At 67.9% G+C, this 13,934-nt stretch carries 12 protein-coding genes; 9 read left to right on the forward strand and 3 right to left on the reverse strand.

The features are described from left to right. Positions 1–20: 20 nt before the first annotated feature. Positions 21–3,653 (forward strand): lamin tail domain-containing protein, encoded by a 3,633-nt coding sequence (locus Q664_RS07040; protein ID WP_152621956.1) that lies wholly within the window; start codon positions 21–23, stop codon positions 3,651–3,653. Position 3,654: 1 nt separating this feature from the next. Here the strand turns inward: Q664_RS07040 and Q664_RS07045 are convergent, their stop codons facing one another. After that, on the reverse strand, positions 3,655–5,373 hold the full coding sequence (locus tag Q664_RS07045; RefSeq protein WP_063934669.1) for a trehalase family glycosidase: 1,719 nt from the start codon (positions 5,371–5,373) through the stop codon (positions 3,655–3,657). A 159-nt stretch (positions 5,374–5,532) separates the two neighbouring features. Here Q664_RS07045 and Q664_RS07050 point away from each other — a divergent pair, with 159 nt between their 5' ends. The 5 genes from Q664_RS07050 to Q664_RS07070 all read left to right on the forward strand — a co-directional run bounded on the left by Q664_RS07050 (position 5,533) and on the right by Q664_RS07070 (position 9,588). Further along, a complete protein-coding gene (locus Q664_RS07050) occupies positions 5,533–6,126 on the forward strand; it encodes a dihydrofolate reductase family protein (protein WP_326938676.1) in 594 nt (197 codons plus the stop codon). Between the two features lie 55 nt (positions 6,127–6,181). Then, positions 6,182–6,769 (forward strand): NYN domain-containing protein, encoded by a 588-nt coding sequence (locus Q664_RS07055; protein WP_043391288.1) that lies wholly within the window; start codon positions 6,182–6,184, stop codon positions 6,767–6,769. Positions 6,770–6,869: 100 nt separating this feature from the next. Continuing rightward, on the forward strand, positions 6,870–7,904 hold the full coding sequence (locus Q664_RS07060; RefSeq protein WP_043391292.1) for an aldo/keto reductase: 1,035 nt from the start codon (positions 6,870–6,872) through the stop codon (positions 7,902–7,904). Between the two features lie 97 nt (positions 7,905–8,001). After that, positions 8,002–8,790: an exodeoxyribonuclease III gene (locus Q664_RS07065; RefSeq protein WP_043391295.1), complete on the forward strand. Its 789-nt coding sequence runs from the start codon at positions 8,002–8,004 to the stop codon at positions 8,788–8,790. Between the two features lie 18 nt (positions 8,791–8,808). Beyond that, positions 8,809–9,588, forward strand: coding sequence for a lysophospholipid acyltransferase family protein (locus Q664_RS07070; protein ID WP_043391298.1), 780 nt, complete (start codon positions 8,809–8,811; stop codon positions 9,586–9,588). Here Q664_RS07070 and Q664_RS07075 read toward each other — a convergent pair. Next, positions 9,575–9,775 carry a hypothetical protein gene (locus tag Q664_RS07075; protein WP_152621957.1) on the reverse strand — a complete coding sequence of 67 codons (201 nt, stop codon included), beginning with the start codon at positions 9,773–9,775 and terminating at the stop codon, positions 9,575–9,577. The genes Q664_RS07070 and Q664_RS07075 overlap by 14 nt on opposite strands. Positions 9,776–9,958: 183 nt before the next feature. On the opposite strand from Q664_RS07075, the gene Q664_RS07080 reads away from it, so the two are divergent. From Q664_RS07080 to Q664_RS07090, 3 genes are all read left to right on the forward strand, one after another. Then, positions 9,959–11,110, forward strand: coding sequence for a fatty acid desaturase family protein (locus tag Q664_RS07080; RefSeq protein WP_235216586.1), 1,152 nt, complete (start codon positions 9,959–9,961; stop codon positions 11,108–11,110). After that, on the forward strand, positions 11,110–11,481 hold the full coding sequence (locus Q664_RS07085; RefSeq protein ID WP_043391303.1) for a hypothetical protein: 372 nt from the start codon (positions 11,110–11,112) through the stop codon (positions 11,479–11,481). Before Q664_RS07080 ends, Q664_RS07085 begins: the two co-directional genes overlap by 1 nt. A 135-nt stretch (positions 11,482–11,616) precedes the next feature. Then, positions 11,617–12,867, forward strand: a complete 1,251-nt coding sequence (locus tag Q664_RS07090; RefSeq protein ID WP_043391306.1) for a hypothetical protein — start codon at positions 11,617–11,619, stop codon at positions 12,865–12,867. Positions 12,868–12,870: 3 nt separating this feature from the next. Here Q664_RS07090 and Q664_RS07095 read toward each other — a convergent pair whose 3' ends face one another. Then, positions 12,871–13,905 (reverse strand): threonine aldolase family protein, encoded by a 1,035-nt coding sequence (locus Q664_RS07095; RefSeq protein ID WP_043391309.1) that lies wholly within the window; start codon positions 13,903–13,905, stop codon positions 12,871–12,873. Positions 13,906–13,934: the final 29 nt, after the last annotated feature.

The following is a 13,934-nucleotide window of genomic DNA, read 5'->3' on the forward strand; positions in this document are numbered from 1 at the left end:
CTGGCTCCGATGGAGGTTGGGTGCCGGGCTTTGACGCGGGCACGGGGCCCGTCATCGAGTGCCCGGGCTCTTCGCTGCCGCCGCCCACGTCGGGAACGTGTTCGGTGACGCCGGGAAGCGCCAGCCGCCTCATCACGGGCGTCATCCTCGCGCCGGACACGGTCTACAAGGGGGGCCAGGTCCTCTTCGATCCGGACGGGGTCATCCAGTGCGTGGGGTGCGATTGCTCCAGCATGTCCGAGGCGGCTTCGGCCACGCGGGTGGTGTGCCCCGAGGGCGTCGTATCGCCGGGTCTCATCAACTCGCATGACCACATCGCCTACCAGGGCGGGCCCTTCTCCGGCTTCACCTCGGAGCGTTACGAGCACCGCCACGACTGGCGCATGGGCCAGGATGGCCACACGAAGCTCCTGTCCTTCGTCTCCAGCAGTGCGGCCATCCGCTGGGCGGAATTGCGTCAGGTCATGGCGGGCACCACCTCCATCGCTGGAGGCGACGGCGAGAACGGGCTGCTGCGCAACCTCGACAAGCCGAGCACCTCCACGAGCGGTGGCAACCAGGAAGGGTTGGGGGCGGGGGTCAGCGGCCTCAACTACCAGACCTTCCCCCTGGGAGACCTCACGGGCACCGAGCTGACCAGCGGTTGCGCCTATCCGCTCATCGATCCGCCGAGTGACATTCCGAGCGACTCCGCCTATCTGGCGCACGTCGCCGAGGGTATCGAGACCTCCGCCTTCAACGAGTTCCTCTGCACCTCGGGTGTGGACCCATCCGGGCAGGAGCTGCTTGGCCCCCGGACGGCGATCATCCAGGGAATCGGCCTGCGCGTGCCGGAGATCGGGCGCATGGCCTCCCGGGGCGCGAGCCTCGTGTGGTCTCCGCGCTCCAACGTGGCCCTCTACGGAGACACCGCCCAGGTGGCCATCCACAAGCGGATGGGCGTCAACGTCGCGCTGGGCACGGACTGGTTGACCACCGGCTCGATGAACCTGCTGCGCGAATTGCGCTGCGCGGACTACCTCAACAGCGTCTACTACAACGCCACCTTCAGCGATGCCGAGCTGTGGTCCCTGGTCACCCGCAACGCGGCCAGGGCCACGCGGACCTCGTCGAAGATCGGTGACCTGAGCCCTGGAAGGATCGCGGACATCGCCATCTTCCGGCTCAACGCCTTCGAGCACTCGCCGCACCGCGCCGTCATCGCCGCCAATCCCGAGGACGTGGTCCTCACCCTGCGCGGAGGCAAGCCGCTCTATGGTGACTCGGCGCTGGTCGAGGCGCTCGGCGCCACCGGATGCGATGCGCTCGAGGTGTGCGGGGCCTCGCGCCGGGTATGCCTCCAGTCGGAGACCTCGGAGTCGCTCGCCGCCCTCCAGAGCCAGAATCCGGGTGCCTACCCGCTCTTCTTCTGCTCCACGGCTCCCTCCGACGAGCCTCCGTGCACGCCGAGCCGCGCGTCCACCGATTCGCGCTTCCCGGGCTCCGTGAATGGCTCGACGTCGTACTCGGGCATTCCCGAGCTCCATGACATCGACGGCGATGGTGTGCCCGATACCCTCGATAACTGCCCCAACTTCTTCAACCCCGTGCGTCCACTGGACAACGGGATGCAGGCGGACCTGGACGGAGACAGGGTTGGGGATGCGTGCGACGTGTGCCCGCTCGATGCGTACACCACCTACTGCGCCTCGCATTACCCCAGCGACGCGGACAGCGACGGCGTGCTCACCATCAACGACAACTGCCCCTACACGTACAACCCGGGTCAGGAGGACTCGGATGGCGATGGCCTGGGCAACGCCTGCGATATGTGCCCCGTGTCCAACCCCGATGGCGCTCCGTGTCCGGTGAGCATCTACATGCTCAAGACGTCGGCGAGTGGTTCCTGGCCATGGGTGGGCCAGCGCGTGTCCCTCCATGACGTGCTGGTGACGGGCGCGGGCACCTCGGGCTTCTTCGTCCAGGTGCACCCGGACGAGCCCGGCTACTCCGGCCCCGGGTACTCCGGCCTCTTCGTCTACGAGCCCGGCCACACCGTCAAGGTGGGCGACCGGGTGGACATTGGCAATGCGCTCGTCACCAACTACTTCGGGCAGTTGCAGGTCACCGATCCGGCCAGCCTCGCCATCCGGGGCTCGGACAATGCGTTGCCCGTGCCCATCGACGTGGCGACCTGGGAAGTGGCGAGTGGTGGGTGGCGCGCGCGGGAGCTGGAGGGCGTGCTCGTCCGCGTCCGGGGCCTGGAGGTGACGGAGGTCGAGCCGCTGCCCGGCCCGGGAGACGTCAGCCCCACCCACGAGTTCGTCGTGGACGGCGTGCTGCGCGTCAACGACTTGCTCTTCCGGGCTCCCATGCCGGCCGTGGGCGATCTCTACGCGTCCATCACCGGCGTGCTGCAGTGGCGCAACGGCAACTCCAAGCTGGAGCCGCGCTCCAGCGCTGACCTGGTGGGCGACACGATTCCCTTCCTCGTGGAGTTCGGCCCCTCGGACGGGACCTTCGTGCGGGAGGGGTACGCCGGTCCCACGTTCCCCCAGGAGATCCTCGTGACGTTGAGCCGGCCGGCCGAGGTGGACACGTTCGTCCCGGTGACGTCCTACAATTCGGGCGTGAGCGTTCCCATGGGGGGAGTGCTCGTCCCCGCGGGGCAGCGCTCCGCGCCGCTCTGGGTGAACGTCGACCTCTCCGCGGCGGGGGCGTACACCGGGAGCACGGCGTTGATGGCGACACTCGACGGCGTCTCGAGGACCGCCTCGGTGAACGTGCTCTCCAAGGACTGGGTATCCTGGATGCGCTCCGTGGGGTGTGAGCGCACCACGCTGGAGCAGGGTGGGGAGATGCGGTGTTCCGTCGTGCTGGAGGTTCCGCCCGGGGAGGCCACATCGGTGTCCCTCGCGGTGTCTCCCGGAGGCCTGGGCACGGTGCCCTCCACGGTGAGCATTCCGGCGCGCCAGCTCTCCGCCTCGTTCGTGTTCACCGCCTCCTCGAGCCTGCGCGGTGTCGGTAACCTCGTCGCGACGCTCGGGAGCCAGACGCGCTCGACCTGGATCGAGGTCATCGCGCCGTCCACCACGGACCATGTGGTCATCAGCGAGTTCGCCCCGCAGGGGCCGGGTGGGGCGGCCAGTGACGAGTTCATCGAGCTCTACAACCCCACTGGCGACGAGGTGGACCTGTCGGGCTGGAAGCTCCAGTACAAGAGCAGCACGGGCTCCACCTACTCTTCTTCCTATGTTCTACCCGCGGGCGTGAGGATCGCCTCCCACGGCTTCTTCCTGGTGACGGCGTCTGGTTACACCGGCCCGGTGGCAGGGGATGCCAACTGGGGTACCTCGTTGAGGCTCTCGCCGGATGGTGGTCACGTGCGGCTCGGCAAACCGGGCATTGGCTCCTCGCCGGCGGATCCCCTGGCGGTGGACACGGTGGGCTATGGGACGGCCGCCAATGCCGCGGAGGGCAGCCCCGTCCCCACGCTGCCCGGCGCGAGCGGCAGCTTCGAGCGCAAGGCCTGGTCCGACTCCACGGGCAGCTCCATGGAGTTCGGCGATCATGCCTTCCACGGCAATGGCTTCGACTCGAACGACAACTCCCAGGACTTCGTGCTCCGCGGCAGTCGCGATCCGCGGAACCGGGCGAGCCCGCGGGAGCCGTGACTCAGGGAGGCCCCAACGTCCGCTGTTCCCGCCGTGGGGATTTCATGCGGGTTCCCACGCGGCGCGCCGGCTCTGGCTGGAGGCCATGCAGCAGCTCCAGGAAGACACCGTTCGTCCACCCGAAGCCGACGACGTTCTCCTTGTACCCTCCGCCCTTGATATCGATCTCCGTGGTGCGCTTCACCACGTCGAACTTCTCGCGGATGTTCTCATCGCGGCGGAAGTTCTCGGCGACCATGTCGAGGAACTTCCGGGAGAGCCGGTCGGCGTGCTCGTCATATCCGTAGCGGCGCAGCCCCTCGACGGTGATGAGCTGGAGGGGAGCCCACCCATAGGGGTAGTCCCATTGGGTGTGTGACTCGTTGCGGCTCATCGCCACCCCTCCGGGCTGCTCGAAGCGGGAGAGGTTGCGCGCCACGGCCTGGGCCTGCTCCCGGGACGCCAGCCCCGCCCAGAGCGGGTAGAAGGTCGTCGCGTACTCGTAGGTGGAGCGCTTGCCGGCCACGAAGTCGTAGTCGAAGTACATGCCTCGCTGGGCGTCCCAGAGGTACCGGTTCACCAGCTCCCGCCGCCGCGCGGCGCGCTCCTGCCACGCTCGCGCCTCGGCGGGCCGGCCCAGCAGCGTGCTGATGCGCTCCAGGTCCGTCTCCGTCTTGTACAGCAGGCTGTTCAGATCCACCGGCGCGTAGTGGTGCGTGCTCGCGTTGAAGGGCCCCTGGTGGAAGGAGACGTCGAAGCCCGACTCGCGCATGCTGCGGTCACCCTTGTAGTAATCCTCCGTGAGGGTGAAGGACTCCATGGCCGTGCAGCTGGTCATCCCGGCCGTCCGTTCGCAGATCTGCGCGGTGAACACGGGGCCCACCGAGGCCGCGTCGGGGTTCTCCGGATCCACCTTGCGCAGATAGGGCTGGCCCTCCTCCGGATGGCGCAGGAAGTACATCACCACGTCCCGGTAGTAGCGGGCGTGCGTGTCGAGCTCGGGCACGGGCCCCTCGCCGAAGTCGAAGTAGCGCGACAGCCCCGTGTCCCCGGCCAGGTGCTCTCCCCGGATCCACATCTCGTAGTCGCGGACCACGTAGGGCAGGGCCTCGGTCAGCCACGCGCGCTTCTCCGCCTCCCCGAGCGAGTCGTGGACCGCCAGCACCATGGAGCTGAGGAAGGGCGGCTGCGAGCGGGAGAGGTAGTAGGTGCGGTTGGCGTTGAGCACCGTCCCGTAGTGCTCGAGCTCGAAGAAGAAGTTGCGCACCATGCCCTGGGCCAGCTCCCGCTGCCCATCGCGCAGCAGCCCCCGGATGATGAAGTAGCTGTCCCAGCCATACATCTCGTTGAACATGCCGCCGGGCACGACATACGGATGCTCCAGGAAGAGCAGCCCCGGTGGATCGATCGCCTGGACGTTCGCCTGCCCTGGCCGGGTGATATCCGCGGGCAGACGCTCGATACGCACCTGTGGGCATCGTTCGCGCAAGGCCTGGACGGACGTGGGCTCCGGCAGTTCCCTGGGCAGGTAGAGCACGGAACGATCCGGGACCTTGGGATCCGTCAGGACCTTGCACGTGTCCAGGGAGCGCGTCAGCACGTTCCAGTTGAGGGTGATGTATGCGCGGACATCCCAGTACTCGGGCAATGCCGGCTGGGGAGCCGCGCTCGCCACCATCGAGAGCACGACGATGAGCCCCGCCGCCCACGTAGGTCCTCGCAACCGTCGAGTGCCTGCCATGTTCCCCTCCCGCCCCCGTCCCCGGAGGGAAAAGGTGGCCGTCCATGCCCGGGGCGACAACGGACAGGGGGGCCGTTCGCAACGAGACATCCAGGTGCAGGAGAAGCTTGTCTCCGGTAAGCGTCCGTGGAACCCATCGCCAACGCAACCGGAGCCCCTATGCAACAGATGCGCAAGCTCAAGTACCACGTGGCCACGACGCTCGACGGTTTCATCGCCCGCGAGGACGACTCGGTCGACTTCCTCCCCGCGCACCTCTCCCCCGAGCACGTGATGGACTACTTCCACTCCCTGTTGTCCGAGTACGACACGGTGGTGATGGGCCGAGGCACCTACGAGCCCGCGCTCAAGGTGGGGATCACCGATCCGTATCCCTCCCTGGAGACCTACGTCTTCTCGAGCACCTTGAAGGACAGCACGGATCCGCACGTGCGCATCGTCCGCGAGGACCCCGTCGCCTTCATCCGGGAGCTCAAGTCGCGTCCCGGCACGCAGACCGACATGAGCCGCGCCGTGCGGGCGGCGCAGATGAGCGTCCCCAAGGACATCTACCTGTGCGGTGGCGGACCCCTGGCGGCGGCGCTCTTCGACGCGGGCCTCGTCGACGAGGTCATCGTCAAGCTGAATCCGGTGCTGCTCGGCGCGGGCAAGACGCTCGCCCCGCATCTGGCGCGCAAGCTCGATCTCGAGCTGCTCTCGACCAAGGCCTACCGCAACGGGGTGGTGCTCCTCCAGTACGCGGTCAAGCGCTGAGGCCCGGAAGAGGATCGTCCTCGCATGGCGCGGGATCGGAGTATTCTCCCGCGCCATGGTTTCCTCACGTCCTCCCGCAGCCTCCTACGTCATCATCGACGCCGAGAACGTCGACTGGGCCGTGTCCAATGTCGTGGGACGCAAGCCCGAGCCCCAGGATCGCGTGCAGTTCGATCGGCTGGTGGCCTTCTGTGAAGAACACTTCCCCAAGCCCGTGCGGTGTGTGGTGGTGCTGAACGCCCGGGGCGAGCAGTTGCCGGATGTGATGATCGGCTTCGTGCGCGCCCTGAAGACCGCCGGCTGTGAGGTGGCGCTCCTCCATGGCCGGTCCGATCAGAAGGTGGTGGACCTGGGCATCCTCAAGCTCCTGGAGGCCATCCGCACCCAGCGTCCCAAGGCGGCGGTCGCGCTCGCCAGCCATGATGGCACGGACTTCGCGGATGCTCTCCGCCTGCTGCTCGAGGAGAAGCGGCAGGTGGCCATCCTGGGCCTGCGCGAGTACATGAGCCAGCGCTTCCGCGAGCTCATCCCCGCCGGGCTGGAGATCCTCGACCTGGAGCTCAATGCCCGGGTGTTCCAGAGGCCGCTCCCGCGCCTGCTCCCGGTTCGCGTGGACGAGTTCGATCCCACGCTCTTCCTGTAATCCATGTCGACACGAGTCCGCTTGAGGATCGTTGGTGATTCGCTAGAACGCGCATCACCGCGCCTGTTGGTGCGGTCCTCTGGATGGGAAGGTCGACCGTATGGAATTCCGGCAACTGGGTAGCTCAGGCTTCAAGGTCCCCGTGCTCAGTCTGGGCACCGGGACGTTCGGTGGCACCAACGAGTTCTTCAAGGGCTTCGGTGAGAGCGATGTGAAGGAGGCCACCCGTCTCGTCGACATCTGCCTCGACGCCGGGCTGAACATGTTCGACTCGGCCGACATCTACTCCGGTGGAGTGGCCGAGGAGATCCTGGGCCAGGCGCTCAAGGGCCGGCGCGAGCAGGCGATCATCTCCACCAAGGCCACCTTCCGCGCGGGCAAGAGCCCCAACGACGTGGGCTCGTCGCGCCACCACCTCGTCCGCTCCGTCGAGGGCTGCCTGCGCCGCCTTGGCACGGACTACATCGATCTCTTCCAGCTCCACGGCTTCGACGCCGTCACGCCCGTGGAGGAGACGCTCAACACGCTCGATGACCTCGTGCGCAGCGGGAAGATCCGCTACATCGGCTGCTCGAACTTCTCGGGCTGGCACCTGATGAAGTCGCTGGCGGTGTCGGAGCGGCACAACCTGGCCCGCTACGTGGCCCACCAGGCGTACTACTCGCTCATCGGGCGCGAATACGAGTGGGAGCTGATGCCGCTGGGCGTGGACCAGAAGGTCAGCGCCGTGGTGTGGAGCCCGCTGGGGTGGGGGCGGCTCACGGGCAAGATCCGGCGGGGCCAGCCGCTGCCGCCGGGCACGCGTCTGCAGAATGCCACGACGGCCGCGGGCGGCCCGCAGGTCGCCGAGGAGCACCTCTACAAGGTCGTGGATGCCCTGGACGAGGTGGCGAAGGAGACGGGCAAGACGGTGCCGCAGATCGCCCTGAACTGGCTGCTGCAGCGGCCCACGGTGGCCAACGTCATCATCGGCGCGCGCAACGAGGAGCAGCTGCGCCAGAACCTGGGGGCGATCGGCTGGAACCTCACCCCGGCGCAGGTGGAGAAGCTCGACGCGGCCAGCGCCACGCCTCCCGTCTACCCCTACTGGCACCAGAAGCAGTTCAAGGAGCGCAATCCCTTCCCGACCTCTTGAGGCACGCTCCACCGGGTTTCCCCGCCCCCTCGTGGAGGGAGCGGGGAGGCACATGGAAGGGCTGGAAAAGCGCGCGCCGCTCGGGCAATGAACGGGTGTGCGCATCGTCTCCTGGAACGTGAACGGGCTGAGGTCGGCCCACAAGAAGGGCTTCCTGGATTGGCTGGCGGCCGAGAAGGCCGACGTGGTGGGCGTGCAGGAGGTGCGCGCCCGCTCGGAGCAGCTTCCCGAGGAGGTCCGCGCGCCCAAGGGCTGGCGCACCACCCACTTCGTCGCGGCGGAGCGCCCCGGTTATAGCGGGGTGGGCCTCTTCGCGCGCAAGGGGCTGGACGATGTGGAGACGTTGCTGGGCGTGAAGGAGATGGACATCGAGGGCCGGCTCCAGGTGGCCCGTATCGGGCGCCTCACGGTGGTCAACTGCTACTTCCCCAATGGCAACGGGAAGGAGCGGGACAACAGCCGTGTCCCCTTCAAGCTCGACTTCTACCGGCGCCTCTTCGCGCGGCTGGAGAAGGGCCTGCGCGACGGCGAGCGCATCCTGGTGATGGGGGACTTCAACACGGCGCATCAAGAGATCGACCTGGCCCGCCCCAAGGACAACCGGGAGACGAGCGGCTTCCGCCCCGAGGAGCGCGAGGAACTGGACCGGTGGATCCGCTCGGGTTGGGTGGACACCTTCCGCCACTTCGAGAAGGGCTCGGGGCACTACAGCTGGTGGAGCCAGCGCTTCGGGGTGCGCGAGCGCAACGTGGGCTGGCGCCTGGACTACGTGCTGGCTTCGCCCGGGGTCATGCCCTATGTGAAGCGGGCGGCCATCCACCCCCACATCCTGGGCTCGGACCACTGCCCGGTGAGCGTGGATCTGGACCCCAAGGTCCGGCGCTGATAGGCCGGGAGGCACTTCATGAACGCTCTGCTCTCCATGTACGCGTGGCTGGAAACCGGCCTGGTGGCCCTGACGGGCTTCTGTCTCCAGGCGCCCCTGGTCATCACCTGGCCCTTCGACAAGCGCAAGGTGATCACCGGCCGGGCCTTCCGGCTCATCGGCGTCACCGCGGCCAGGCTCAACCCCTTCTGGAAGTTCGGCATCCACGGCAACCCGGTGCCCCCCGGTCCCCGGACCGTGGTGGTGAGCAACCACGAGTCCAACGCGGACCCGTTCCTCATCTCCTACCTGCCGTGGGAGATGAAGTGGCTGGGCAAGGCCTCGCTCTTCAAGATTCCCGTGGTGGGCTGGAGCATGTGGCTGGCCGGGGACATCCCCGTGCGCCGCGGCGAGAAGGACTCGGCCCAGGCCGCCATGGCCGTCTGCGCCCGCTGGCTGGACAAGGGCATGCCGGTGATGATCTTCCCCGAGGGCACGCGCTCCAAGACGGAGGATCTGCTGCCCTTCAAGGACGGCGCCTTCCGGCTGGCCATCGAGACGGGAGCCGACGTGCTGCCCATGGCGGTGAGTGGCACGCGCCGCGCCCTGCCCAAGCACTCGTGGCGCTTCGCCACCTCGCGTGCGCTGGTGACGGTGGGCACGCCCATCTCCACCAAGGGCATGACGCTCGCGGACGTGGAGCGGCTCAAGCAGATGGCCCGGGAGCAGATCCTCGCGCTCCGGGCCACGCTGATGCCGCTCACCGGGGTCGAGGGCGGAGCGCCCTCCGAGCAGGAGCGGGCCGTCACTCCTCCGTGAAGCGCAGCTCGCAGTCGCCCTTGAGCGGGCCGCTGAGGGCCGCTCCGATGAGCTTCTGGAAGAACTCCTCTCCGTTGAGGGTGATGGAGAGATCGTTCTTCTTCCCGGCGATGGAAGCCCCCTCGTCGGCCTGAATCCGTCCACCGATGGCGGGGGCGGTCACGGCGGACACGAGGGACCTGGACATGGTGTGTGGACTCCGGGAGAGCGGCCGCTCGAGGCGGCGCATCCCGTCCTACGGACGTCCCCACGAATGATTGCGGCGCTGTCCGAGGTGGCTTGCGGGGGATCGGACGCTCCGGGATTCAAGGACACCCCTCACGGTCCGGACGTGTTACGAGGAGGGGCTGCCGAGCTGGGGTCGTGCCGCGTGGGGATCCTCCCCGTCGGACCGAAGGCCCATCATCGGCGGCGCGAGAGCGGGTGGACGTTGGCGCAGGCGACGAAGGCGAAGTTTCCAGAGGCGGGACCCTTTCATCAGGCTCTCAAGACGCAGGTAGACCAGTACTTCAAGGACAGTGGGCGTCCGGCGCGCGATCTCCCGGGCATGTACGCCAAGACGGCGGCGCTGCTCGGTTGGTTCGCGGCTTCGTATGCCTTCCTCGTCTTCGTGGCGGATGGGGTGGGCAGCGCGCTCCTCGGGTGCGTGTCGCTCGGGCTGGCGATGGCGGGGATCGGCTTCAGCGTCCAGCATGATGCCAACCATGGCGGCTATTCGGAGCGGCGGTCGATCAACCGGCTGCTCGCCCTGACGCTCGATGTGCTCGGCGCCTCCTCCTACGTGTGGAGTTGGAAACACAACATCTTCCACCACAGCCATCCCAACGTGGCCGGGCTCGACGCGGACATCAACATCCAGCCCTTCTGCCGGGTCGCTCCGAGCCAGCCGCTGCGTCGGGCCCATCGCTTCCAGCACCTCTACATCTGGATGCTCTACGGGCTGCTCGCGGTGAAATGGCAGTTCGTCGATGACTTCAAGGACGTGCTCTCCGGCCGGGTCGGACTGCAGAAGATGCCCCGTCCCACCGGGCGGAAGCTGGCCGAGGTCCTCATCGGAAAGCTGTTCTTCTTCAGCTGGGCCCTGGTGTTGCCCGCCTTCTTCCATCCCGTGTGGAAGGTCCTGCTCTGCCACGCCCTGACGTCGTTCATCCTCGGGCTCACGCTCGCGAGCGTGTTCCAGCTCGCGCACTGCGTGGAGGAGGCGGACTTCCCCGAGGTGCCAGAAGGGGGTGGCGACTTCGCGCGCGAGTGGGCCGTCCATCAGGTGGAGACGACGGTCGACTTCGCGCGCGGCAACCGGTTGCTGTGTTGGTACCTCGGCGGGCTCAACTTCCAGGTGGTGCACCACCTGTTCCCGCGCGTCTGCCACCTGCACTACCCGGCGCTCTCGCGCATCATCGAGAAGACGTGTCTGGAGCACGGCGTGCGCTACCGCGCCCAGGACAACGTGCGCACGGCCCTGGGGAGCCACGTGCGCTGGCTCAAACGAATGGGCCGACCCCTGGCCGTGGAGGCGATGTGATGAAGGATGAGGCTCTGGAGAAGGTCCGCTTCGGGCGTGCGCAGAAGTTCCGGCTCTCCTCGAAAGGAAGCGAGGCCGTGTCGGCGTATACCCTCATGGTCGAGAAGGCACGGGCTGGCTCGGGGCGCGCCCAGTTCGACGCGGCCCGGAGTGATTGGAGCGGGCCTCGCGGCCTGTCTTCCGAGGATGGTCTCTATCTCGTGGAGTTCGGGGTGGGCGAGCGGACGCTCTCCGAGGTGACACGCAACCTCGAGGACTGTGCCAGCCCGAAAGAGATCAAGGCAGCGGTCGAGCGCCTGCTGGAGTGCGGCATGCTCGAGCCGGTGTCCGTACCAGTCCCGCCTCCCGTGCAGCCGCGCCGCTACTGGTAGGCCGCCGAGCCTGGACCCGGGGGCTGGTTGTCCATTCGACGGCCTACATGGTCCGCCGTGCGATTCAGACTGGCCAACTCCGTAGCGAAGTTGACCCTGGCCGTCCCAGGCGGCGGGTGAGGGGAGGGGGAGGCGATGGGGGCGTTCAGGGGACTCTGGTTGGGGGTGCTGCTCGTGCCCCTGGCCGCGTTCGCGCAGGACGTATTCGAGAATGTCACGAACTTCAGCCAGACCCGGAGCACGTCCCGTGAACCCACGGTGGCGCTCGTGGGGGCGCATGTCTTCACCGCGTGGATCGACATGCGGACGGGGTATGGGGACGTCTACTTCCGGCAGAGCTCGAACCGGGGCCAGAGCTTCGGCGTGGCCCGGAACCTGAGCGACAGCCATCCCACGCGGGCCTCGGACGTCCGGATGGCCCGGGTCGAGGGCCACGTCTACGTCGTCTGGGCCGAGGCGGGCATCCGCTTCCGGGTGAGCCACGACTCCGGGGAGACCTTCGGTCCCATCCAGGTGCTGAGCGAGCGCGGCCGGGAGCCCCACCTCGCGGCCAGCGGCGGGAACGTCTACGTGGCCTGGAGCGGCCAGGACGGCGGCCTCTTGCTGCGGGCCAGCCGTGACTCCGGCGATTCCTTCGTGCCCCCCATCGCGCTCAGCGAGCAGGCGAAGGACGGCGATCTGGACCTCGCGGCGGACGGCGCCTCCGTTCATGCCGTCTGGGACGATGGCTCCCAGGTGTTCCTACGCCGGAGCCTGGACGAGGGCCGCTCGTTCGCGCCCACGCAGGTGCTCGATGCGGGGAGTGCCCCGTCGGAGGACGCGAGGCTCGCGCTGATGGGGGCGGGCGTGTTCGTCGTCTGGCGGGAGGGCAGCGGCTGTGACAGTGAGATCGTCTTCCGCCGGAGCACCACGCGCGGTGAGAGCTTCGAGCCCATCCTGAATCTCAGCCAGAACAGCGTGGCCTCGTTGGATCCGCTGCTCAAGGTGAGTGACCCGCACGTCTACGTCCTCTGGAAGGAGAAGGTGGCGGGCGAGACGGACATCTTCTTCACGCGGAGCGTGAACATCGGGGGGACCTTCGAGGCGCCCAGGAACCTGAGCCAGACCCCGGGCAAGTCTTCGCAGTACGCGATCTCCTCCTCCGGTGGTGCTGTCCGCATCGTCTGGCGCGATCGGTCCGAGGGCGGGGGCGACATCTTCTATCGCTCCAGCGCGGACCGGGGTGCGAACTTCGGGCCGATCCAGAATCTGAGCCAGTCCCCCGGGAAGTCGACCTCGCCCGTCATCATCTCCTCGGGCAAGGCCGCCGAGGTGCATGTCCTCTGGGAGGAGGACCTCCCCGGCAACCGGGAGAGCTTCTACCGCCGGGGAGTGTTGGGACCCTGAGCCTCAGCCGCCCACGAGCTCGCGCAGCCGGGAGACGAAGCCGCGCACGTCCTCCTCGGTGGTGTCGAAGGACGTCATCCAGCGCACCTCGGAGATGGACTCGTCCCAGACGTAGAAGAAGGCGTGCTCCTGCATCCGGGGGATGAGCTCCCTGGGCAGGGTGGCGAAGACGCCGTTGGCCTGGGTGGCCCGGGTGATGCGCACCCTGGGCACGGAGGAGACCTCCCGGGCGAGCAGCGCCGCCATGGCGTTGGCGTGGCGCGCGCTCTTCAGCCAGAGGTCATCGGAGAGGAGCGCCTCGAACTGGGCGGCCACGAAGCGCATCTTCGAGGCGAGCTGCATGCCCTGCTTGCGCAGGAAGCGGAAGTCCGGCGCGAGCTTGGGCTCGAAGACGACCACGGCCTCGCCCAGCATCAGGCCAATCTTGGTGCCGCCGAACGAGAGCACGTCCACGCCGCAATCGGTGGTGATGGCGCGCAGCGGAACGCCGAGCGCGGCGGCGGCGTTGGAGATGCGGGCGCCGTCCATGTGCAGGTACATCCCATGGCGGTGCGCCAGGTCCGCGAGCGCGCGGAGCTCCTCGGGGGTGTAGACGGTGCCCATCTCCGTGGATTGGGAGATGGAGATGACGCGGGGCTGCACGTGGTGCTGGTCACCCAGGCCGCGGATGCGCGGCTCCACCAGTGCCGGGGTCAGCTTGCCGTCCGGGGTGGGGATGTCCACCAGCTTGCAGCCCGTGGCCTTCTCCGGGGCGCCGCACTCGTCCACGTTGATGTGCGCGGACTCGGCGCAGAGGATGGCGTGGTAGGGCTTCAGGAGCGTGCTGAGGCCCAGCACGTTGGCGCCGGTGCCGTTGAAGACGAAGTGCACGTCCACGTGCGAGCCCAGGTGCTCGCGGAATTTCGCCACCGCGCGCTCGGTCCACGGGTCGCCGCCGTACGCCAGGGCGTGGCCCACGTTGGCCCTGGCAATGGCCTCGAGGATCGTCGGGTGGATCCCCGCGTTGTTGTCGCTGGCAAAGCCTCGCTTCGGATTCATTCGGTTGTCCGCTCCTGTCGTTCCCGTGC

Source organism: Archangium violaceum Cb vi76 (assembly GCF_000733295.1).
In the GTDB taxonomy this organism is placed as follows: domain Bacteria; phylum Myxococcota; class Myxococcia; order Myxococcales; family Myxococcaceae; genus Archangium; species Archangium violaceum.